General features: G+C 32.4%; 24 protein-coding genes. 4 read left to right on the plus strand and 20 right to left on the minus strand.

The window, feature by feature from the left end:
* Positions 1–24: 24 nt before the first annotated feature.
* Complete coding sequence (locus ACFVRR_RS13415) at positions 25–711, minus strand: metal-dependent hydrolase (protein ID WP_387329156.1); 687 nt, start codon at positions 709–711, stop codon at positions 25–27.
* Between the two features lie 190 nt (positions 712–901).
* Between ACFVRR_RS13415 and ACFVRR_RS13420 the strand changes: the two genes are divergently transcribed.
* Positions 902–1,996 (plus strand): M24 family metallopeptidase, encoded by a 1,095-nt coding sequence (locus ACFVRR_RS13420; RefSeq protein ID WP_387329159.1) that lies wholly within the window; start codon positions 902–904, stop codon positions 1,994–1,996.
* 1 nt (position 1,997) lies between these two features.
* The gene (locus ACFVRR_RS13425; RefSeq protein WP_387329162.1) at positions 1,998–2,531 is read left to right on the plus strand and encodes a GNAT family N-acetyltransferase; all 534 of its coding nucleotides are present in this window, start codon (positions 1,998–2,000) and stop codon (positions 2,529–2,531) included.
* A gap of 50 nt (positions 2,532–2,581) precedes the next feature.
* On the opposite strand, the gene ACFVRR_RS13430 is transcribed toward ACFVRR_RS13425, so the two are convergent.
* The 3 genes from ACFVRR_RS13430 to ACFVRR_RS13440 all read right to left on the minus strand — a co-directional run bounded on the left by ACFVRR_RS13430 (position 2,582) and on the right by ACFVRR_RS13440 (position 5,100).
* The gene (locus ACFVRR_RS13430) at positions 2,582–2,866 is read right to left on the minus strand and encodes a hypothetical protein (protein ID WP_387329165.1); all 285 of its coding nucleotides are present in this window, start codon (positions 2,864–2,866) and stop codon (positions 2,582–2,584) included.
* A gap of 131 nt (positions 2,867–2,997) precedes the next feature.
* On the minus strand, positions 2,998–4,131 hold the full coding sequence (gene ald / locus ACFVRR_RS13435) for an alanine dehydrogenase (protein WP_069034611.1): 1,134 nt from the start codon (positions 4,129–4,131) through the stop codon (positions 2,998–3,000).
* Positions 4,132–4,326: 195 nt separating this feature from the next.
* Positions 4,327–5,100 carry an SDR family oxidoreductase gene (locus ACFVRR_RS13440; RefSeq protein ID WP_097979106.1) on the minus strand — a complete coding sequence of 258 codons (774 nt, stop codon included), beginning with the start codon at positions 5,098–5,100 and terminating at the stop codon, positions 4,327–4,329.
* A gap of 756 nt (positions 5,101–5,856) precedes the next feature.
* Between ACFVRR_RS13440 and ACFVRR_RS13445 the strand changes: the two genes are divergently transcribed.
* Positions 5,857–6,180: a hypothetical protein gene (locus tag ACFVRR_RS13445; RefSeq protein ID WP_387329170.1), complete on the plus strand. Its 324-nt coding sequence runs from the start codon at positions 5,857–5,859 to the stop codon at positions 6,178–6,180.
* A gap of 51 nt (positions 6,181–6,231) precedes the next feature.
* On the opposite strand, the gene ACFVRR_RS13450 is transcribed toward ACFVRR_RS13445, so the two are convergent.
* From ACFVRR_RS13450 to ACFVRR_RS13470, 5 genes are all read right to left on the minus strand, one after another.
* Positions 6,232–6,420, minus strand: coding sequence for a hypothetical protein (locus ACFVRR_RS13450; RefSeq protein WP_097979108.1), 189 nt, complete (start codon positions 6,418–6,420; stop codon positions 6,232–6,234).
* Between the two features lie 172 nt (positions 6,421–6,592).
* Positions 6,593–7,444 carry an EcsC family protein gene (locus tag ACFVRR_RS13455; RefSeq protein ID WP_387329174.1) on the minus strand — a complete coding sequence of 284 codons (852 nt, stop codon included), beginning with the start codon at positions 7,442–7,444 and terminating at the stop codon, positions 6,593–6,595.
* Positions 7,445–7,549: 105 nt separating this feature from the next.
* Complete coding sequence (locus ACFVRR_RS13460; protein WP_387329176.1) at positions 7,550–8,740, minus strand: acetate kinase; 1,191 nt, start codon at positions 8,738–8,740, stop codon at positions 7,550–7,552.
* 91 nt (positions 8,741–8,831) lie between these two features.
* Positions 8,832–9,824 (minus strand): class I SAM-dependent methyltransferase, encoded by a 993-nt coding sequence (locus ACFVRR_RS13465; RefSeq protein ID WP_387329179.1) that lies wholly within the window; start codon positions 9,822–9,824, stop codon positions 8,832–8,834.
* 299 nt (positions 9,825–10,123) lie between these two features.
* Complete coding sequence (locus tag ACFVRR_RS13470; RefSeq protein WP_387329182.1) at positions 10,124–11,164, minus strand: phosphatidylglycerol lysyltransferase domain-containing protein; 1,041 nt, start codon at positions 11,162–11,164, stop codon at positions 10,124–10,126.
* Between the two features lie 168 nt (positions 11,165–11,332).
* Here ACFVRR_RS13470 and proC point away from each other — a divergent pair, with 168 nt between their 5' ends.
* Positions 11,333–12,139 (plus strand): pyrroline-5-carboxylate reductase, encoded by an 807-nt coding sequence (gene proC / locus ACFVRR_RS13475; RefSeq protein WP_387329185.1) that lies wholly within the window; start codon positions 11,333–11,335, stop codon positions 12,137–12,139.
* 119 nt (positions 12,140–12,258) lie between these two features.
* On the opposite strand, the gene tpx is transcribed toward proC, so the two are convergent.
* The 11 genes from tpx to refZ form a co-directional block, all read right to left on the minus strand.
* Positions 12,259–12,759, minus strand: a complete 501-nt coding sequence (gene tpx / locus ACFVRR_RS13480) for a thiol peroxidase (protein ID WP_387329188.1) — start codon at positions 12,757–12,759, stop codon at positions 12,259–12,261.
* A 91-nt stretch (positions 12,760–12,850) separates the two neighbouring features.
* On the minus strand, positions 12,851–13,294 hold the full coding sequence (ytfJ, locus tag ACFVRR_RS13485) for a GerW family sporulation protein (protein WP_387329192.1): 444 nt from the start codon (positions 13,292–13,294) through the stop codon (positions 12,851–12,853).
* A gap of 12 nt (positions 13,295–13,306) precedes the next feature.
* A complete protein-coding gene (locus ACFVRR_RS13490; protein ID WP_387329194.1) occupies positions 13,307–13,936 on the minus strand; it encodes a DUF2953 domain-containing protein in 630 nt (209 codons plus the stop codon).
* Positions 13,937–14,112: 176 nt separating this feature from the next.
* Positions 14,113–15,687 (minus strand): amidohydrolase, encoded by a 1,575-nt coding sequence (locus tag ACFVRR_RS13495; RefSeq protein ID WP_387329197.1) that lies wholly within the window; start codon positions 15,685–15,687, stop codon positions 14,113–14,115.
* A gap of 106 nt (positions 15,688–15,793) precedes the next feature.
* Positions 15,794–17,368 carry an acyl-CoA synthetase MbcS gene (gene mbcS, locus ACFVRR_RS13500; protein ID WP_387329200.1) on the minus strand — a complete coding sequence of 525 codons (1,575 nt, stop codon included), beginning with the start codon at positions 17,366–17,368 and terminating at the stop codon, positions 15,794–15,796.
* Positions 17,369–17,585: 217 nt separating this feature from the next.
* Complete coding sequence (locus tag ACFVRR_RS13505) at positions 17,586–18,458, minus strand: aldose 1-epimerase family protein (protein ID WP_387329203.1); 873 nt, start codon at positions 18,456–18,458, stop codon at positions 17,586–17,588.
* A 125-nt stretch (positions 18,459–18,583) separates the two neighbouring features.
* On the minus strand, positions 18,584–18,793 hold the full coding sequence (locus ACFVRR_RS13510) for an alpha/beta-type small acid-soluble spore protein (protein ID WP_097979120.1): 210 nt from the start codon (positions 18,791–18,793) through the stop codon (positions 18,584–18,586).
* Positions 18,794–18,874: 81 nt separating this feature from the next.
* Complete coding sequence (gene thiI / locus ACFVRR_RS13515) at positions 18,875–20,104, minus strand: tRNA uracil 4-sulfurtransferase ThiI (RefSeq protein ID WP_387329206.1); 1,230 nt, start codon at positions 20,102–20,104, stop codon at positions 18,875–18,877.
* 4 nt (positions 20,105–20,108) lie between these two features.
* The gene (locus tag ACFVRR_RS13520) at positions 20,109–21,251 is read right to left on the minus strand and encodes a cysteine desulfurase family protein (RefSeq protein WP_387329209.1); all 1,143 of its coding nucleotides are present in this window, start codon (positions 21,249–21,251) and stop codon (positions 20,109–20,111) included.
* Between the two features lie 77 nt (positions 21,252–21,328).
* The gene (ezrA, locus tag ACFVRR_RS13525) at positions 21,329–23,047 is read right to left on the minus strand and encodes a septation ring formation regulator EzrA (protein ID WP_387329212.1); all 1,719 of its coding nucleotides are present in this window, start codon (positions 23,045–23,047) and stop codon (positions 21,329–21,331) included.
* Between the two features lie 257 nt (positions 23,048–23,304).
* Entirely contained in the window at positions 23,305–23,952 is a 648-nt protein-coding gene (gene refZ / locus ACFVRR_RS13530; RefSeq protein WP_387329215.1) for a forespore capture DNA-binding protein RefZ, read from the minus strand.
* Positions 23,953–23,975 lie beyond the last annotated feature (23 nt).

Raw genomic sequence — 23,975 nt, forward strand, 5'->3', positions numbered from 1 at the left:
TAATATTTTCTTCGATGATCAATACTACAATAGTGAAATTGTTGTATTTGGCTCATGAATGAAACCATTATTCATTGGTAATTTTGCAATGAACTCATTTGGGTCTACTTGGATTGGTGGAAATGTATTATAATGCATCGGAATTACTTTCTGTGCATTAATCCATTCAGAAGCAATTACTGCATCGTCGATTCCCATTGTAAAATGATTACCAATAGGTAAATATGCTAGATCGATCTTTTCAAACTCACCTAATGTTTTCATACCTCTGTATAATGCAGTATCACCAGCATGGTAAATTGTTTTCCCAGCTATTTTTAATAAAACGCCTGACGGTGGTCCTACATTAATTATTTGTTTATTTTCTTCATCAACAATACTTGAACCATGGATTGCTTCTACTAATTTTAATTTACCAAATGAAAACTCTTTTTCTCCCCCGATATGCATAGGGACTACTTTGACACCTTGCCACGAGATCCACGTTGCTAATTCCACAGGAGCAATAACAGTTGCATCATTTCGTTTTGCTAGTTCTACTGTGTCACCTAAATGATCCCCATGCCCATGTGTTACATAAATATAATTCACTTTAATATTTTCTACCTTCACATTAGTATGTGGATTACCGTTAATAAACGGGTCAATAATAATTGAATCTTGACCTTGTTCTACTAAAATAACACTGTGCCCAAAATATGTAATTTTCAATTGAAGTTGCTCCTTTGTTATAAAATTAGTCTCTACCACATTTTAACAGATTATTTTCTATTACAAAAATAAGAAATAAGTTAACTATTTTACGTAATTCGATAAAAAATGATAAAATAAGAGTGTTGTAAACTGTAAAGACTTTTTTTGTTTGTTGCAGTAATTTGTTTTTTAAGAAAGGATGTTACAAATGGAACACCGTATACAAAATCTATCAACTTGGTTAAAAGAGCAAGATATTCAACTAGGATTTATTACATCTACTGAGAACGTATTTTACTTAACTAATTTCCATTGTAATCCACATGAACGTCTTTTAGCTTGTCTTGTATTTCCAAATGATGAGCCAATTCTTGTATGTCCACAAATGGAAGTTGGACATGTACAAAACGCAGGCTGGAAATATGACGTAATTGGCTTTAATGATAGTCAAGATCCTTGGGCAATGATACAAGAATCATTAGCAAAACGTAATATTACAGTAAATCGTATGGCGATCGAAAAAGAACATCTTCTTGTTGGCCGCTATGAAAGATTAGTACAACTTTTCCCTGGCGTACAATTCCTTGCAGCTGAGGAAAAATTACATGACTTACGTTTAATTAAAGATAGCGAAGAAATTCGTCGTATGCAGGTTGCTGCTGAAGCTGCTGATATGGCTTGCCAAATTATTGTTGATCGTATTGCTGAAGGCAAAACAGAAATGGATTTAATTGCTGAAATGGAATACGAAATGAAGAAAAAAGGTATTTCTAAAACTTCATTTAGCACTTTAATTTTAACTGGTGCAAACTCAGCGTTACCACATGGAAATCCAGGTACAAACCCAATTAAAAAAGGTGATTTCGTACTTATGGACTTAGGTTTTATCGTTGATGGATATTGCTCAGATATTACTCGTACAGTAATGTTTGGTCAACCAAATGAGCAACAACGAGAAATTTATGAAACCGTTTTAAAAGGTCAACTTGCTGCAATCGAAGTAAGTAAACCAGGCGAAGTATTAGGAAATGTTGACCGCGCTGCTCGTCAAATCATCACAGATGCTGGATATGGCGAATACTTCGTTCACCGTATTGGTCACGGTTTAGGTATTGGTATCCACGATTACCCATCAGTAAATGATTCAAATACTGATATTATTAAAACTGGTATGTCGTATACAATTGAACCAGGAATCTATGTACCAAATGTTGGTGGAGTTCGTATTGAAGATGATATCGTTATTACAGAAACAGGTGCAATGACATTAACGAAGTTCTCTAAAGAATTAATCATCCTATAATATGAATCAAGACGGATTAATAAATATTCGACAAGTACTTCCCTCAGACATCCCTATTATGCATAAATGGGAATGTGATGATGAGATTGGTAAGCTTGTAGGAATAGATAAACCACGTTCTTTAGATGCAATGGTACAAGGTTATGAAAAATATTTTGACGGACTTAAACCTAATCTCCACTTGTTTACAATCGAATACAATGGAATTTGTGTAGGAAGAATTGAATTAGGAAATTTTGATCAAGAGAATACTCATGCCGCTTTTGGAATCCTAATTGGAGATCAATCAATGCAAAATAAAGGAATTGGTTCATTTGCATTAAACTATCTACTAAATTATGCTTTTAATGAATTAAAACTTATAAAAATATATGGTGAAGTATACGAATATAATATCGCTTCACAAAAATTCCTTACAAAATTAGGCTTTCATTTAGATGGTATATTGCGCAAGCATGAGTTTTTCAAAGGCGCTCATCGTGATATGTATCAATATAGCATGTTGAAAGAAGAATTTAATTCGAGTAAGGTTTAAATACCAAATAAAGCCCCCTTTCTCCGTAAGATGGAGAAGGGGGTTTTTATTTATATCTTTTGAAGGATCGTATGTTGTAATGGAACACCACCCATTGATACATTTCGCTCAATTAGATGATATTGTTTACCATTTATGATAAAAAGTCTATTTCCTCTGTAATCAACTGTTTTACCTTGGCTTTCTAATTCAGCCTTCACAGCCTTCGCATAATCATTTAGATTTAAATAGCGCTCATCTAAATCTAATGTAATATTTTGATTACGATAACCCATTAGCCAGTTAAACCCGAAAATACCTGCAATTAGAAAAATAAGGATAAAAATAAATTCCAATACTCTCGCTCCTTTTTACATAAAATGGAAATTACAATATAATTTTACTATAAAAATAAAGTGATTGTTATTAGACTTGAGAATAAAATAAAATCCCTTTACCGATTTCGATAAAGGGATTTTACTTTTAATTAGTTTGTAGAAACAGATGTACCTTGTAATAAAGTAGTTGCTTCTTTGTATTCTAAGCCGTGAGCTTCCGCTACTGCTTCGTATGTTACATATCCATCAAGTGTATTAATACCTTTGAATAATGCAGAGTTATCTAAGCAAGCTTTTTGATAACCTTTGTTAGCAATTTGAACTGCATAAGGTACTGTAACATTTGTTAATGCCATTGTAGAAGTACGAGGTACTGCACCAGGCATGTTTGCTACAGCGTAGTGTACTACTCCATGCTTCTCATATGTTGGGAAATCATGAGTTGTAATACGATCTGTTGTTTCGAAAATACCACCTTGGTCAATTGCAATATCAACTACAACTGAACCTGGTTCCATTGATTCGATCATTTCTTTTGTTACAAGTTTTGGCGCTTTTGCACCTGGAATTAATACTGCACCGATTACTAGATCAGATTCTTTAACCGCTTCAGCAATATTGTAAGGGTTTGACATTAAAGTCGTAATTTGATGACCAAAAATATCATCTAATTGACGTAAACGATCTGGATTTAGGTCAATCATCGTTACATGAGCACCAAGACCAACAGCTACTTTAGCAGCATTTGTTCCTGCTACACCTCCACCAATGATTGTAACATTTCCACGACGTACTCCTGGTACTCCACCTAATAAAATACCTTTTCCGCCTTTATTTTTCTCAAGGAATTGAGCACCGATTTGAGCTGACATACGTCCTGCTACTTCACTCATAGGAGTTAATAACGGTAATGTATTACCAACTTGTACAGTTTCGTAAGCAATTCCTACTACTTTATTATCAATTAAAGCCTTAGTTAATTCAGGCTCTGGAGCTAAATGTAAGTATGTGAATAAAATTAATCCTTCACGGAAGTATCCATATTCGCTTGGAATTGGTTCTTTAACTTTCATAACCATTTCATTATTCCAAGCCTCTTCAGCTGTTTCAACAATTGTTGCGCCAGCATTTACGTATTCTTCATTAGTAAATCCTGAACCAATTCCAGCATTTGTTTCAATATAAACTGAATGACCATGTCCAACTAAGTTCATTACTCCAGCTGGTGTCATTGCTACACGATTTTCATTGTTTTTTATTTCTTTTGGTACCCCAATACGCATGTTATTTCCCCCTGAAATATATTTAATTCGTGCCTCTTAGGATGAGCTCTATTTATTAAAAAATAATACATTTTTATATTAACACAAAACATATAGTGCAGAAAATGAAAACGCTTCATTTCGTTTAATAAATATTAATTCAGAATCTTTTTTACTATAAATTATGCTTTAAAAATGGAATTGTCCCACGAATTGTCATGATAATGGAATATGTCTGTATTTATTAATGACATCCAAGCCACCTGTGACTTCAAATATATCACCTGTAATAAAATCAGACTCTTCCTTACACAAAAATTGCACCATTCTTGCTATATCCTCCCCAGTACCAGATCTTCCAACTGGTGCAAGACCTTTTCCATCCTTACTTGCTTCAGTTTGATTTGCTTCTTTCATATCACCAAAAATATCCCCAGGACAAATCATATTTGATGTTATACCATTCTCTGCTTCTTCATAGGCTATTGTTTTAGTCAATGAAACTAGACCTACTTTAGCTGCGCTGAATGCAGAACGATAAATCCATCCAGAAGCGGAATTGGCACCTTGAAATCCATAATTTATGATACGTCCATATTTTTGCTTTCTCATAATTGGAATAATTTGCTTTAAAAGAAAAAACACGCTATGCAAATTTCCATACATCAAGTATTCCCACTCTTCATCCGTGTAGTCAGCCAGTTTTTTACGGTTAAATAAATACGGGCCAGCATTATTGATAAGACAATCTACCCTACCGAATTTCTCCATCGTTTTTGAGACAATCTCATTAATAAATTGTTTATCGCATATATCACCTTTTACAAAAAGAACCCGGTCCAAATAATCCTTCCATTCTTCTTTTCGCTCTTTGATAGCTTGTTCATCAGAAAAGTATGTAACAGTTACTGAATAACCATCCTTCAAAAATGCTTCAGTGACTTTCTTCCCTAACCCCTTTGATCCTGCCGTAATGACAGCATGCCTCATAAAACTCTTCCTTTCGAGTCTAAATAATTTTATATATTTGTGAAAATCATCTAGATAAATCAATCAATTGTATGTATTTGTAAAATCTATTCTCATTAACCTTTTTAATTGGTGATTAAAGCATAAAGCTAATTCTTTAAAAATTATGTCATTATCGTTATACCTATATCTTTAATTTAGTAAGATTATTTTATTAAAAGATAACTATGTTTTCTATTATTATGAATTATTTTCCTTTTATTTTAATAATTTTTATTTTTAGATATTAAGCTAGCTTTACATATTCAATAAGAGAGCCTTGATTATAAAAAATATTAGAACAAATTTGTTCAACTTATTTCCAATGTGTCAAAGGTAAATAGCAGTTAAATAAATTTTAAAAATTGTGTGAAAACTACTGGATTTTTATAACAAAAGGAAGTAATATATATTAATTCCTTTTTACGATACGACAATTCATGATATAATTATCACATCTACTGTGAATCTAGGCTGTTGAGAAAGTGACTTCGGCATTGGGTAGAACCATGATAGTTTGTAGACTTACTATTGGACGAAAACCAAGTCACTCAATAAAAAGTTGAGAATAATCACGTAAACGATAACTCAACTATGTAGGATTCGTTGTATCCGAATTTACGCCCTCGGAGTGTTAGAACCAAACGAGAGTAGTTTCGGCAAAATCGAACACGTAGAACAGGGAAGCAAACATCAATTTATTGATACTTATGAATTAATGGCAACGGGGGTAAATAAATGTTACAAGATTATTTTTCATACGATGAACGATTAGGTATTTTACTACCAAGCCTAAAAATAGATTGGGAAGATTACTCCCACGATCAACAATTAATGATTCTTACTGAATGGGAATATATCCGTGGTGGAATACCTGATCAAATTAAACGTTTAGAGTTTTCGATAAATCATAAACAAGAACAATTAAATCACGAATCTGATTTTGTTTTGAGCTGTAAATTAAATTCTGAAATTGCAGAATTAGCATCGATTATTAACGATCTTTGGATTTGGTTTAGAAGTAACCAACAAATGTCCAATGATACAAAAATACATGGTTAAAAAGCTAACAATAAATTTGTTAGCTTTTTTCTATACCTCTATTATTTAGGTTTATTCGTTTTCGCGCTTTTGAATTTGTAAAAGCGTGTCTCCGATTGTTTTTAGTTCCTCTTTAAGTCGGATGGTTTCATTCGCAACTTTATCGGAAGATGCTTCTTTGATTTGCTTGTTTAGTTGGTCAATCACTTTTCGTAACCTTCCGACGGATTGTTCTAGTTGAAAACTTGATGTAGGCTTCATATTGTCTCCTTGAATGGTTTTCCTTTAGCATACCACATACTTGTTTACAACCAAACGGGTATTCATTTAGTTAAGGGTAGATTGTCTAATTTAGGTTCAAGTTTTGGGTTTCCATTCATTCTACACTCTAAAAAAAGCTAACAGATAATTTGTTAGCTTCTCAAATTTTTATTTAATCTGTTGGCTCCTGGTTTACCCGTTCCGATAATATACGATATTGGTAAAATTTCTTTGTATATTCTAATACGTTTTTTGTAAAAGATTCATTCCACTTTGCCCCAACAGTAACTCCTAATAAAGGAATACCACTTAAAACCTTATTCCGTAATGAGTGGATCATTAATAACTTGCACATTTGTAATATAACTGTGTAATAGACCCCTTCTCCATTAAATTCATTTTCCCAAGTTGCAAATACGTCCGAATCCTCATGCTTTAAAATATCGTTCATTAAACTACTCCAAACAACGTATTTTTCGGTTGATGGGAGGATTGCACCTTGTAGTACTTTTAAGCTACATTCCATCTCTTTTGGAATACTTACATCATAACCATAACAAAGTGCTATTTCTTGTACCGTTTTAAGATTAATAAATAATAAAGCCGGTAAATCACCAAATAAAGCAAGCTTTGTACTAGTTCCACTTATTCCACCTTGAACACTTGAAACTATTAATGCTTTCGATATTTCTTGCTCAGCTAAAAAATTCAATTGTCTTAGTGGTAACTTTCTTAAATCGCTTATTGTCTTAATATCACTTCTTAAAATTTGTGCTCGATTAAGTATATCTAATTTCTTTTCTTGGAACTGTTTTGTTGTTTGTATTAAAGATTGAGTGTGGAAAAAAGCAGTTGAAAAAAATTCATTAAAAGTATTCGAATAGCTTTGAGGTATTTTTTGGAGGAGAAAATTAGAAGCATTTTGATACATAAGTTCTAATTTATTTAAATTTTGCTGTTGTTGTTTCTTTTCAATCATATCGTTAAGTTCAAGCCATAAATTATACTCTTTCATCTGATCCATACTATCACCTCGAATATAAAAAAACGTAGAGCCAAAAAGTGAACTCAATTTAAGAATATGAGGTCATCTATTTTTGTATGCTCTACGTTTATGCTTACTTTTTAATTATTTCATTCCAACTCGTACTACATCTCTTGCGATTACAACTTCTTCATTAGTAGGAATTACGATAACTTTAACTGGAGAGTGATCAAAGCTAATGAATGCTTCTTTTCCTCTAAAGTTATTTTTACTTGGGTCAAAATAAACACCCATAAATTCAAGACCTTCTAATACGGCTTGACGAATTTCCGGACCATTTTCACCAATACCAGCAGTGAAGATAATCGCATCTACACCTTTCATGCGTGCAGCATACGATCCTAAATATTTGTGAATACGTTCAATGAATACACTTTGAGCGATTTTAGCTCGTTTATTACCTTCTTCAGCTGCAGTCTCAATATCACGTAAGTCACTTGAGAATCCAGAGATCCCAAGCATACCACTTTGTTTATTTAATACATCAAGTACTTCCTCAGCTGTTTTACCTGTTTTTTCCATAATAAATGGGATTAAAGCTGGGTCTAAATTACCTGAACGAGTTCCCATTGTTACACCAGCAAGTGGAGTGAATCCCATTGAAGTATCAATTGATTTTCCACCTTCAACTGCAGCAATACTTGCACCATTTCCTAAGTGACATGAAATAAGTCTTAGCTCTTCAATTGGTTTACCAATTAATTCAGCAGCTCTTTCTGTTACATACTTATGTGATGTACCGTGGAATCCATATTTACGAATACCAAATTGCTTATAGTACTCATAAGGTAAGCTATATAAGTAAGACTCTTCTGGCATTGTTTGATGGAACGCAGTATCAAATACAGCAACTGCAGGAACATTTGGTAATAATTCTCTAAATGCACGAATACCAACTAGGTTAGCTGGGTTATGAAGTGGTGCTAAATCAGAAAGTTGATCAATTTGTTGTTCAACTTCTTCAGTAATTAAAGCAGAATCTGTAAATAGTTCTCCACCGTGAACTACACGATGTCCAACTCCATGAATTTCATCAAATGAAGAAATAATTCCTAAACCTGTTAGCTTTTCAAGAAGCATTTTTACTGCAACAGAGTGATCAGCAATATCAGTTACTTCTTTAATTTTTTCCCCGTTTACTGAAATTACAAAAACACTATCCTTTATACCAATACGTTCTACTAAACCAATTGTAAGTACTTTTTCGCTAGGCATTTCAATTAATTGAAATTTTAATGACGATGAACCTGCATTAATAGCAAGAATATTTGCCATGTTTTTTACATCTCCTTTAAACATGAAACTGTTATATTTTTTTAGCTGAAATTATTATAACACAAATTAGTTTACGTGTTTAAAAGTTCAATTATTGTAAATTTTCTTTAAACCATTCATTCATTTGAAGCATAATATCTTCAACTGCTTTCATATTCGATAACTTAGGGAAATCAACTAATAAAGCCTGTTTTGGCTTCTTCATATTTTCTGCATTTTTGCGGATTATTAATATACTTTTTTGATGTTTTTCATCCTTAAAGGCAGATACTGGCAACTGTATCAATCCTTGAATGACACCTGTTTCATTAATATAGCTTTGTAATTGTGCTGATTGCTCTGAAGTAAATAGGTAATTTGGAACTAGCGAGATGAAAAATCCTCCAGATTTTAAGTAGTTTATACTTTGTTCAATAAACAAATGATGGGCATAAGACATGCCTTCTTTTGCTTTTAAAGTATATTCGTTTGCACGTTCAGCATTTGGATAAAAACCAATTGGTAGATCACAAACAACAAGGTCAACCGGATCTACAAATAAAGGTGCTAAACTGTCTTGATTAAATAGTTCTATTTCATGTCCTAGTAAGTTGCCGATAACAAATGCGATTCTAACAAGAACATCATCTACATCTATTCCAACAGATTCAGTAAATTTATCCTTTGAAGAATTTAAAATTGTTAACAGAAGATTTCCAGTACCAATTGCCGGATCTAAAATAGTTAAATTTTGTTTCCCCTCAGTAAGCTTTCCAACTAAATAAGTAATAATAAAAGCAATACCATCTGGAGTCATTTCATGATTTGTTTGTACCCCTTGCTTCATACCTTTTAATATCGCTAATTGAAATGCTCTACGAATACTCTCATTATCTTTTGATGCCGATGTAAATTGATGAATTGTGTTCATAAGCTTGTCTTTTTGCGAACCATTAATTTCTTCTTGCAAAACTTCCCCTTCAAAGAAATTTTCACCTGTTTCAATTAATGCCTCTAAATAAGAAATTTCTAAATTATCTTTTAAACATTCTGTCGATTCATCTATGTAATTAAATAAAAATTCTACTGAATTCTCTTTTACCATTTTTCATTCCTCACTTTCATAATAGAACAGTCATTGTGTTTCATTATACGTATGGCTTTTAAACGTGTCCACTTTAATAATTTCTTCTATTAGAAAGTATTTGGTTTTTTTAATCAATTTTAATCCAGTACTGTTAATTTAATTTTAATTGATGAGTGTTTACTTTTATTTAATACATTTTGAACTTTTTATGTAGTTTTAAATTATCAGTACAAATTGAAAACAAACAAAGACCTCATTAGTTGAGGTCTTTATTTCCTGTTATATGTGTATAGCTCTAATTTTTCACCGTCTTCAGTTTAACTAATATTCACTTTCTTTTCTAAAGGTTTCATAAATCGAGTAATATAGTTCAAAGATTTTGTTCCATGAACTAGGCGATATAAGCTTGTGATAACCGAAAGTAATGTATATGGTTTATATGCTAAGTATTTTGATTCCCATTTATTCGCAAATTTGCTTTTAAAAGTTAATAATCCTTTGAAGTTATAAATTGAGTTACCATATTTAAAGATTATTTTTGCAGATTTTTCGATGATTGATGATTTTGAATCTTGGCCAACATTTGCTAATGGTGCCATTCCAAGGCTGCAGCTTTTAAACCCATTTTCTTTTGCCCAAAACATAATTGAAACAAACAGCATATCCATCGTTCCATATGGTAATTCCTTTAAATATCTCATTAAATCGATTGTTATATTTTCTGCTTGAATCGGTAATGTCGCAAAAGCAATAACTTGAGCATTTTTATCCCTTAAAATTCCGATCGGAAAATTTGAAACATAATCAAAATGAAATGAACCTACTGAAAAGGATAGCTCTTCTCTTCCGTTTAACCATACATCTGAGACCCCTTTTAGCTCTTGAAGTAGACCTATAGAATGTCCAGGCATAGACACTTCAAATTGATATCCTTGTCGAATGAATTTATTCCTTTTTGTTCTTAGTTTTGCTCCTTTTTTACCTGCAATTTCGAAATTCTCTAATTCAACTATTGCTTCTTCACCTAATTTTAACAATCGATAGCCAGCTTTTTCATACAACATTTTTGAGTTTTCGTCTATATGATAAAAGCACGGAATACATTTTATACTCCTTGAATAATGTTCAAACTCCTTTATTTTTTCAAAAGAAATCTCACCAATTGGATCACATAAAACAACTAATTTATTACCCTCTTTACGGTAAACAAATGCAGATTTTTGATCTTCTGAAAGAAATACTTTTTTATCTCCAAGTAATCCTAAATGCGTTAATGAAGTTCCACCATATGTTTTAATAAGTTGTTGAATAATCTCAATTGAAGTTTTTTGATTTGATTCTTTTAAAATTTGTTTCATAATACCCCCAATATAAAGAGTCAATTTTCTTTACAATTTCTATTTTACAAAAAATAATTCCTTGTAGAAATCCATACATTATTTTTTTTATTAATAAATTATTATTTGGTAATATTTAACCCCTCCTGTATAATTCAATTTATTAAATATAAATGGATGTGAGAACAAATGAATAGGAAGATTGGTTTTATTGGTTGCGGTAAAATGGCCCAAGCTATGATTGGTGGGTTAATTGATTCGAATTTAATTGAAAAGCATCAAATTTATGTAAGTGCAAGATCTAATGAAACGCTTGTAAAAGTGAAAGATTTATATAATGTTCACACATTAAATAGTAATATCGATTTAGCAATGCAGGTTGATTATTTGTTTTTAGCAGTTAAACCTGATTTATATCCGACTATTATTGAGGAAATTAAAGAAGTTATTTCAAGTAATACTGTGATCATTACAATTGCGGCTGGAATTACTTTAGAAGGTGTTGAAAAATCATTCGGTAAAGAGGTTAAAATCGTTCGAACGATGCCAAATACTCCTTCGTTAGTTAAGGAAGGCATGAGTGCGCTATGTCATAATCAAGTAGTGACCAATGAAGAGTTAAGTGAAGTAATGGAAATTTTCAATAGCTTTGGAAAATGCGAATTAGTAAATGAAAAATTAATGGATGCGATTCCTGCTGTTAGTGGTTCTTCTCCAGCTTATGTTTACTTAATGATTGAAGCTTTAGCAGATGGAGCTGTATTACAAGGTATCAAACGCGACCAAGCATATAAGTTAGCTGCACAAGCAGTTTTAGGTGCAGCAAAAATGGTACTTGAAACTGAACTACATCCTGGAGAATTAAAAGACCAAGTTTGTACACCAGGTGGTGCAACAATAGAAGCAATTGCCGAATTAGAAAAACAAGGCTTCCGCTCATCTATTATTTCGGCCATGGAACGTTGTACTGAGAAATCAGTGTCTTTAGGTAAATGATATTGGAATCAGTCTGATAATATACACACTGAGGCATTCATATTTGTGAATGCCTTTTTAATGCAAAAAAACTGCCGAGATTTACTCGACAGCCTTTTACCTCTAAAGGGTATTTGTTATTATTTTGCAGCTTTTACAGCTTCGATTGCTGCTTCATAGTTTGGATGAGTTGTACCTTCAGCTACGTACTCAACGTAAGTAACAACATCATTTGAATCTACTACGAATACTGCACGAGCTAATAAACGTAATTCTTGCATTAAGACACCAAATGCTTCACCAAAAGATGCATCACGGTGATCAGAGTAAGTATGTACATTTTCTAAACCACTTGCAGCACACCATCTTTTTTGTGCGAATGGTAAGTCCATTGAAATTGTTAAAACTTCAACGTTTTCTACGTTTGATAATTCTTCGTTAAAACGACGAGTTTGTGCATCACAAACTCCAGTATCTACAGAAGGTACTGCGCTAATTAAGCGTACTTTACCAGCTGAAGCCTCTAAAGTTACAGGGCTTAAATCATTTGCTAATACAGTAAAGCTTGGAGCTTTTTCTCCTACTTTTACTTCTTGTCCAATAAGAGTTACTGGATTGTTTTTAAATGTTACAGTTGCCATGATATTTCCTCCCAAAATTACAAAATGTTCACAACATTTATCTTACTGGAAGGAAACCTTGAATGCAATTAACTTTACTTAAATTTTATATTTAATCTAAATCTGAATCAAAATCATCCACTTGTTTATCTGAATCATCTTTTTTCTTCATATATTTTTTTACTTTTTCTAATGCTTGTGGCGTTAAATCCATTAGCTTTTCAATTAAATGTGTATTTTGGTCTAAGTGAAGTAGTTTAACACCATCTTTACCTACAATTAAAAATGCAATCGGAGTGATTGAAGCACCTCCGCCTGTACCTCCTCCAAATGGATGTGGACTTCTTACTTCAGCTTCTTTGACACCATCTACTAAATGGTAATTTCGAAATTCACTTCCACCAGCTGCAAAGCCAACCCCTACTTTTGATACGGTTAAAATTAAACTTCCATCTGGTGTTGAAATTGGATCACCAATAATTGTATTTACATTAATCATTGCTGATAAATTTTCCATTGCCGCGTGCATTAAGTCTCCAATAGGATGTTGACTCATTGTTAATCACCTCTAATTAGTTTCGATTGGATGTGTTGCTTTAAAGTCTTTTCTAGTTTTTAAATATGCTTTAAGTAATAATAATCCCGCAAAGACTGCCTTTCGCACCGAAAATGAAAACCTTATCTTTCCTTTAGTTTCCATTACGGACGTATAATAATTGGGCGTGATATCGATCGTTGGCGGATGATGTAATATTGTAAATTTCTTTAATAAATTTTCAAAAATTCCGATCGCACTATAAGCTGTTCCAATTGATATCCCTGTTAAAGCAGAATTTCCGACACCGAAATGAATTTGATAAGTTAAATTGTAAATTTGAACAGTGTTTAAAAATTTTGTAATGATAGTATGTCCGTTGGAGTATAAATTTATGAAAAAATCAATTTGTTGAAAGACAGACAAATCCCTTTTTTTCTCTAAATCTGATACGTCCTCCTTTACCTCTTTTGGTCTCTTTAAAGGAATCGTAAATGTGAAATGCAAAAGGTTGTTCAGAATGGACAGTTTAATATTCATAAATCGTTCTTCATTTGTATAAACGGATAAAATATTGACTTTCATATTTATAAAAAGGACGAAAATGATTAACAGTAAAACAACGATTGCAATAAAAATTAGAATAGAATATATGTAAAGCAAAAAATCACCCTTTTTTGTATCAGTATGGGCAAACCAACTTCTGGATAAACAAAAAGAATGGTAAAATTACATACCATTCTTTTTGAGTAGTAAAATATTAGGTTTTTAATGTAAATTCTAGTTGTTTGTTGGTAACAAAAAACTTCTAGGGCACTCTCGCTTGACCTTCCATTAACTTACTCATGTCTTTTATAGACAATATTACCTCGGCAAATAGTTTCACTGCATTTAACAGACTGTAGATCATCTTTTTCTAACTCAAATGGATTTTCATCAAATAAAATAATGTCAGCAGAATATCCTTCTTTTATGAGACCTCTTTTATCTTCTTGACGAAACGAAGCCGCACTATCAATCGTATATAGTTTAATTGCCTCATATAGGCTAATTGCTTCATCGATATTATATGCTATCTGGTCTTTTGCTTTTCGGGTTACCGCTGTATATATACCTTGCCACGGATTAATTGTATCAATCGGTGTATCCGAACCATTTGCTATAGCGATTGATTCATTTAATAGTGTTTTAATTAAATATGCATATTCATTTCGGCTTTGACCAATGCGTTCTACTAGCCATGGATAATCGGCATATATAAATGAGGTTTGTACATCTACAACGATGTTTAATTCTTTCATTTCCTCAATTAATTTTGGAGATAAAAGTGCACAATGTATAAAACGATCAGGTAGCTGAGTTTGATTAGGATATTTTTTAACAACATCAATAGCTTGCTTAACGGCTAAATCTCCAATCATATGAAATGCTATTGGCAATCCATTTTCACGCGCTTTTTTTGTAATTATTTCTAATTTTTCTAAAGAAGTCACTTGTAATCCTGTTATGCTTTGATCGTCTTCATAAGGTTTTTGTAACAGTGCAGTGCGACCACCAAATGAACCATCAATAAATGCTTTTACGCCTCCAAATGATACATTTTTATTGCCATTATGTAATCTTCCTTTGACTTCATCCAAAGTCGTATGATGAATTAAAACATGAGTATGAAATGGAACTTCATTTAACAATCGCTCATATAAATCTATCACTAAATTTGCGTTTCCATAATAGGATAAATCCTCTGTAACCGCTCCAACAATACCGTATTGATAACAATCTTTAATAGCGGAAATGATTGCTTTTGACAAATACTGATCGTCAGGTGCCGGCATCGCTTTAATGATTAAATTGACAGCTTCATCATACAATAATCCGTTTAAACGACCATCCTCAAAACAGCCAATTTGTCCTCCTTCGATTTGCATTTGTTCATTTATTGATGCATGATCAAGTGCAAGAGAATTTACAAAGTAGACATGTCTACAAGTTCTTTTTAACACAAGTGGATTTGTGCTTGATAAACTATTTAAGTCGTCAATGCAAAATACTGCTTTTGAGTTCCATTCGTTTTCATTCCATCCTTCCCCAACAATCCACTCATTTGGGTGCGCGTCATTTACAACTTTTTTCATTCGATCAAGCATCTCGTCATATGATTGACACTTTGACAAATCTACACGATTCATCGCTTCTCCATGACCAATTAAATGCAAATGACTATCAATGAAACCTGGAAAACCGATTTTTCCGTTACAATTGATTTTCTCAAATTGTTCACCCTCTAAAGAAGAAAGTAAAGCTTCATATGTTCCTGTTTTTAAAATTTGTTCACCTTCAGTAATGATTGAGTCTACAGTTTCCCCTTCACTTTCCATCGTATAGAATAAACCATTATGCCAAAGCTTCTTCATTTCATTCCACCAACCGTTCTTAAAATAGTTTCGTTTTTTATTTTGAAAGATAAATTGTCTCAAAATCAAAAAAAGAGGGAATTTTCCCTCATTTTAACATAAGTATTTAATTGGATTCACGTAATTGTTCCATCGCACGTAATTCTACTCGGCGAATTTTACCAGAAGTTGTTTTTGGTAGCTCTTGGACAAATTCAATTTTACGTGGATATTTATAAGGAGCAGTAATTTTTTTCACGTGTTCTTGTAGTTCAGATACTAAGTCATCTTGATTTGTAGTATTTTCAGTCAAAACAACAAATGCTTTAACAACATTTCCACGTAATGGATCTGGACTAGCAACAACCGCACATTCTTTTACAAGTTTATGTTGTACTAACGCATCTTCTATTTCAAAAGGACCAATTGTATAACCAGAACTAATAATGATGTCGTCACTTCGCCCATCAAACCAATAGTAGCCATCTTCATCTTTCTTAGCTCGGTCACCCGTTAAATAATACTCGCCTTTTCTTTGTGCTTTTGTGCGTTCCATATCACTATAATAATGTTTAAATAATGCTGGTGAGCTTAAATGTACTGCGATATGTCCCACTTCGTTAACCCCAATTGGATTTCCTTCATCATCAACGATTTCAACTAAGTTTCCTGGCGTTGGTATACCCATTGAACCTACTTTTGCTTTAATATCCTTCATCGTCCCGATTAATAAAGTATTTTCAGTTTGTCCATAACCATCTCTTACATCAACATTGAAATGCTTTTTGAACGTACGGATTACTTCTTGATTTAAAGGCTCTCCTGCTGATACAGCACTTCTTAATGTAGGTAATTGATATTGATCTAGATTTTCAACCTTTGCCATAAAACGGTATTCGGTTGGCGTACTACAAAATACTGTTATATTTTGCTCCTTTAGTAATGTTAGGAAAGTATCTGAATCAAATTTCCCTTCATAAAAGAAACCCGTTGCCCCACTGCCTAATGTCGCTAGAAATGGACTCCAAATCCACTTTTGCCACCCTGGCCCTGCAGTTGCCCATACAGTATCATCTTCAGTCACATCTAGCCAATTAGAAGCAACTGTACGAATATGTGCAAACCCCCAACTATGAGTGTGTACAACACCTTTAGGATTGCCAGTCGTTCCTGACGTATATGAAATAAACGCTAAGTCATCACTTTTTGTTTCCACAGTTAATACATGTGCTCCACTAATTGCTTGGTCATTCAATGAAGTCCACACTGTTTGTTGATTATGAATCGTAAATAATTTATATTTTCCAGTTTTAGCAATATCGCTAAAAGTACCTATATATTCATCATGCGAAACAATCGCTTTTACTTCACTATGTTCAAGACGGTACTGAATATCCTTAACCGTTAACATTTCAGATCCTGGGATTACAACACATCCAATTTTTAAAATAGCTAAATAAACTACATAAGTCTCAATACATCTTGGCATCATGACAAAAAGTTTGTCCCCTTTTTCGATGCCACTATTTTTAAATGTAAAAGCATATTGGTGAACTTTATTATATAGTTCCTTATATGTTAATTGGTGGGATTCTCCATTTATGTCAACCCACTTTAACGCCACTTTATCAGTTGAAGCAAATTTTTCAATTTCCCAAACGAGATTATATACTTTTGGAGCGATTAGACTTGTACTGTTCATCTTAGTTAGTCCCCCTTTTGATCATTACTAAAATTATATTTTGAATTTTGCAAAATAGAATAATAATGGTTTCGTTAATTGTATAGTCAATTCCTGCTATTTTTCGACTATTTTTCAGAAAATTTAAACAAAAACTCACAAAAAAAATAAACTACCTAAAAAAGATAGTTTATTTCATCAAAATAGCGAGCTCTAAACTCTTCGCCTTCCCTGTAAATCAATCACTTTCAACTGTAATACTGTATGTACAAGTAAATGTTTCATTTGGATTTAGTATTTGAATACCAAGTCTATTTTTCATTTCTTTTACTGGGCCGATTTCATCTGCAATTCCATACCACGGTTCAATACATAGAAAAGGTGCTGTTTGTGTAGTCCATATTCCAACGTATGGAAACCCTTCAAATTGAACTTTGATTGTATTACTATGATATTTCGAACGAATTGTCAGCTCGTTTTTATTAAGTTTTTCAAAAATTAATGCATCATCCTTAAATAGTTCACGAGTTAATGGTAAGTTTTTAATATTTTGACCGATTAGTTCTCTTTTACCACTTCGATATGGTCCTTCTAATTTAATTGTTTCTAATTTTTCTTCCTCTTCAAACTGTAAGTAATAATCCTCAAAAGTTTCATCTTCCTTTAGTGGTATGTTAAACGCCGGATGAGCACCTATTGAAAATGGCATTGATTTCTGATCATTATTCGTTACAACATAATTAATAAAAACTGTATTGTTCTTAATCTTATAATTAATATTTAATGAAAATTGAAATGGATATTTTAAAAGCGTGTGTTCACTACTGATTAACTCATAGTTAATATAGTCTTCTTTCATTTCAGTTAATTGAAAATCCATATCTCTTGCAAAACCATGTTGAGAAAGCTCATAAACTTTATTATCCACTTTATACTGATTATCAATTAATTTACCAACATTCGGAAATAAAACAGGTGCATGTCTCCCCCAATAAGCAGGGTCAGCATTCCATAAATAATTTAAATTATCTTTTTTTGTAAAGATACCCGTCAACTCTGCTCCCTGTGATTTAGTTGTAATTTTAATAAATTCATTTTCGATATTTGGCATGAACAGGTCTCTCCTTTAATTTATTCCCTCAATTATAGCAAAGTTAATCTTAAATATTAAATTAAACGAAATAGAAAAGAGGTAGGTTTTACCCTACCCCTTAATCCATAATTATTTAAATTTTATTATCGAGAAAATCCACCAAGGCTTTGTTCAGCCATTTGTACTAAACGCTTTGTGATTTCACCACCAACAGAACCATTAGCACGTGAAGTTGAATCTGGACCAAGGTTTACACCAAATTCTGTAGCGATTTCATACTTCATTTGGTTTAAAGCATTCTCAGCACCATCAACTAATAATTGATTGCTACCTGAATTATTTCTATTTGACATGTGTTGTCACCTCCTTGTGAGTATAGAGTGTGATAAAACACATATCTTCATTCATATTTTCACTGGTAATTTTTAGTAATTTTATAAAAGTGCGTCGATATTGATTTCTTCTTCTTTTGTTGACGTTTGATTTCGAATCATTTCGTTCTCAAAAATGATTGATTCTCTATTAACTACAGCTTCATTTATTAGTTCAGTAAAGTCAAAACGACTCTCGTAACGAGCCACTTTATCACGTTTTGGTTTTGTAGTTGGATTAGCTGGAGTAAAAATTGTACAGCAATCCTCATAAGGTCTAATACTGATATCATACGTATCAATTTTTTTAGCAATATCCATAATCTCTAATTTATCCATAGCTAATAGTGGTCTTAAAACTGGATAATTAGTTACTTCATTGATTGTATGCATACTTTCCAATGTTTGGCTTGCCACTTGACCTAAACTTTCACCAGTTGCTAAAGCAAGTGCTTTTCGATCAACAGAAACTTGCTCTGCAATTTTAAGCATAACACGTCTCATGATTGTCATTGTATAGCTTGCAGGCATTTCTTTATGAATTGCTTTTTGAATTTCAGTAAATGGTATAACATGTAAAGTCACTCGTCTACAATATCTAGTTAATTTACTTGCTAAATCAAATACTTTTTGTTTTGCACGATCACTCGTAAAAGGAGGACTTTCAAAATGAATCGCCTCTATTGACACACCTCGTTTTAATAACATGTACGCTGCTACTGGGCTATCGATTCCACCAGAAAGTAATAACATAACTTTTCCGCCAACTCCAACTGGATAGCCACCTGCACCATATTCTTCTCCACAAGTAATATATGTAGCATCATCACGCACTTCTACTCGAACAGCTACATCTGGCTGATGAACATCTACAGTTAAGTGTTCAGTATTTTGAAGAATATACCCACCTAGCTCGCGATTTAACTGTGGCGTATTTAATGGGAATTGTTTATAACTACGTTGTACGTTAACTTTAAATGTTTTAACATTATCACCAAGCTCGTTAATAGCTTCAAGAGCACCTTTTTTAATTGCATCTAATTCAGTATCAACTTTTCTAGCATAACTAAACGTATGAATTCCGAAAACTTCCTTTAGGTTGGCAGCAACCTTCTCATGGTCTTCACCATTTAATTTTATATACATACGATCACGCGTTGCAGTGATTTTAATTTTTTCATAAGCTTTTAATCGATTTCGAACATTTTCTCTTAATATACTTGTAAATCGACCTCGATTTTTTCCTTTTGTAGTCATTTCTCCATAGCGAATTAAAATATATTCTACATTCATGCTGTTACCCCATTACTTTATATAAATTTTTAATTACTTCTTTAATTATTTTGTTAAACTGCTCTACTTCACTCATTGTATTTTCATAAGAAAGACTTATTCTGACAGCACTACTTGCTACTTTTTCGTTCTTACCCATACTTTGTAGTACTCGGCTTATCTCAAAAGTTTTAGAAGAACATGCTGATTTTGTAGAAATAAAAACATTTTCTTCAGATAGAGCATGGACAATTACTTCAGGCTTTAATCCTACAAATGAAATATTTATTATATGTGGAGCAAAATCTGATTGTGGTGAGTTCAATACAGTATAGTCAATCATCTCTAAATTTTGAATGAGTGCGTTTCTCATGTTATATAGGTGATCATTCATTGTTTTTTGTTTTTCTAGGGTGATTCTTAACGCTTTTGCCATCGCAACAATTCCTGCTAGATTTTCCGTTCCTGAACGAATCTCTCTTTCCTGTGAACCACCTGTCATTAAAGATGATAATGTTACACCTTCTCTAATATATAAAATTCCAGTTCCTTTTACACTATGAAATTTATGACCAGAAATAGATAATAAATCGATCGCAGCTTGTTTAATATTTAATGGTACTTTCCCTACTCCTTGAACCGCGTCAACATGGAAAAATACTTTAGGATAATCCGTTAATAATCGCCCAATTTCGGCTATCGGTTGAATTGCTCCTGTTTCATTATTTACATGAATGACAGAAACTAATATCGTATCATCTCTTAACGCATTTTTTAATTGGTCAACAGAAATAAACCCATCTTCGTTTGGGGATAAGTAGGTTACTTCAAATCCTAGATCCTCTAATTGTTTGTACGCTTCATAAATTGAAGGATGTTCAATTTCAGTCGTAATTAAATGCTTCCCCCTTGAACGATGCATCATGGCAGTTCCTTTTATTGCTAAATTATTCCCCTCTGTTCCACCTGATGTAAAGATGATTTCTGATGGTTGAACTGATAAAAGCTCTGCAATTTGGTTTCTAGCTTTTGAGAGTAATTGCTCTGAGCGTCCACCTAGCTTATGAATCGAAGAGGGATTTCCAAAAAATTGGTCCGAAACAGTCATATATGTGTCTAAAACCTCTTTATAAGGCTTAGTAGTCGCGCTATTATCAAAATAAATCATATTTTTTTGTACCTCCATATTGCTTGAGTCCATTTTTCATTATATCTGAAAACAGACGAAACCCCTAAGATTTACATCTATAGGGGTAGTGTGTACTTTTGTTCATTTAGTATTTCTTGTAATTTATCGATTGCACCAGGTTCAATTTTTTCAATTGAAACGGCAGCTTCTTCTAGAGCTTCGTTATATTGAAATTCTCTAAATAATTGCTCTGCCCTGTCCATTGACGTTGCCATTTGTTCATTTTTACTTCTATAGCGATTTCCATATTGTATCACTTTTTCTACGAAATACCCTTGTTCAATCATATATTTCGTATCATTATAGCAAACATGTACAGCTGTTGCTGCTTTTTCTAGTAAAAATGAAACATGCGTCATTTTTAATGGCTTTTTCTCTAATTCCAAATAAACAATTTGCATACTTTCTTGAGCATCTTGTATTTGTTTCATAGAAGAAACTGGCATACCAGGTAAATTAGAAATTTGAACAAGACGTTTGACCTCTAACATTAATCGTTTCATTTCAATTAATTGATCACGAGCTTGTAATTCATCTTTTCGAAGTGCTTTTAGCATTTCAACATACATCAAATGAGATTCTTTAACATCTTCCATTTGCTTTTTTAATAAATCTAATTCTTCTCTTATTACAGAAAATGCAAGATCTTGTTCCGCTACACGGATCTGCAATAATTCAAAGCGTTTTGTAATGATGCTTACTTGCTTTTCAACCATTTTTTGAGCTTGAGTATCTTCATCACTTAATTCATAAATTTGCTCAACTAATTGCGTCTCTTCTTTTGTTTTCAAATTATCTTCTCGAATACTTTGAATTTCTTCCTGAGAAGTCCATATTTCTTTTTCTACTACAAATTTACTCTCTACTTCTTTTTCTAATAAATCATAGATTGAATCGACTTTTGCTTTCACAAATTCAAGCTTATCATTCGCTTCTGTGATTTCTAGTTTTTTAATTAATTCGACACAGTCGATACATATTTTAGAGCAATCAATTGTTTCATTTTCTAATGCTTCAAAATCAAGCACATATCCATCTGCTTTCATTTGCTTTAAACCATCAGTTAAATTATGTATTTGAGAGGGCATTGTAGTAGAAGATTCAATATATAAATCCGGTATGATTTGCATATTTGTTTTTAGTATATGTACTAGATCAGCAATTTCTTTCACTAAGCCTCTTGCTTCTAAATAGTTTCCTTTTTCAGTTGTGTCATTAAATAATTGAATTTGTTGTTTGATATCATCCATTTTTTGTTCCAACTGAGTTTCAGAAATTGAATATAAATGACGATGAGTTAATAAAAGCTTTCTTTGCTCAAGATACTCTTGGTTTAACATTTCAATATCCGAATTATTTTGTTCTTCGCTACCTACTAGGTCACTTACCTCATTTAGAATTTTATCGATGCTTGATTCAGCTTCAGTTAGGCTTCCCTCAATTTCACTAATCCCTGCTTTAGCTTTCATGAAATGATATTTATTAATTGCCTCATCTATTTCTGAGATGGAATCAGTTACTTTTGGTAAAAAAGTTGTAACTAGTTCATCCCAATCGGTTCTCCATTTATCAAAAAGCTCTTCCGTTTGGCCGGTCATATTTAAGGCCTTTAGCTTTGAAAGTTCATCCGTAACTGGCTTACTCATTAACTGCATTCTCCACGATTCAAGTTCATCGAGTTTTTTGAATAAACGTTGTCGAATTGTTAAGGCTACAATCATTAATGCGATAACAATAGCTATTACGACTAAAATTACATAGAATGTCATTGTCATTTTCCCTGATGTACCTCCTTTTACTGCCATCTGAATCTATTTATTTGTACGTTATTTTTTGAGTTAATAAATCGCTCTTTATTTAGGTCATAGTTAATAATAACATGATAAAGTTGATTTTTGGCTTAATTTTTTCAATTTTTTCATATTTTTATCAAACTATAATAAATACTGTAAAAGCTTGTAGAAATTTCAGATTTTTAAACAACGAAAAACGCCTTTCCATTGTGATTTTTCACAATGAAAAAGGCGAACTTTTAGGATGACAGTTCTACTCGACTAACTAGTCTCTCATCCATATCGAATAGTGATTCGATCCACTTCTCAACATACTCTTTATATCTTTCAAAAAAATACATATCATTTTGTTGTATATACAATACTTCATTTAAATAGCCTGGAAATAAGTACGGTGTTGAAAGGAAGGATTTTAATTGGACGAAAAAGACTGAAAATGGCATTGTTAGTTTCACATTAGACATACGAATAGCATCATAAATTTGAGTAAATGTATAACGCTCTCTTGCTAAATAAGTCATCATAATTTCACGAATGAAGACCGAGTCGATTGTCAGCTCTCTGTAAAAAATCGAAGCATATTCCTTTTTTAAAAAGTAATAATTAAGTACTTCACCAACAAGGTTCATTAAAATTACATTTGCGTTTTTATCATACAATGACAAACTGTATTTATCTAAAATTTCAACGTATCCTTCTAAAAAATCTACTATGATATGTTCAAGTAAACCTTGTTTACCTTTAAAATAATATGAAATCGTCGCAATATTTACATTTGCTTTTTTAGAAATGTCCCTTACTGAAGTACCCTGGTATCCATTAACTTTAAATAACGTAAGCGCTGTCTCGATGACTTTCTTCTTTGTTGCAAGTTTATCTTGCTCCATACTCGTCACCCTCTTTTACAACA

The organism is Gottfriedia sp. NPDC057948, from assembly GCF_042887255.1.
Taxonomy (GTDB): Bacteria; Bacillota; Bacilli; order Bacillales; family Bacillaceae_G; genus Gottfriedia.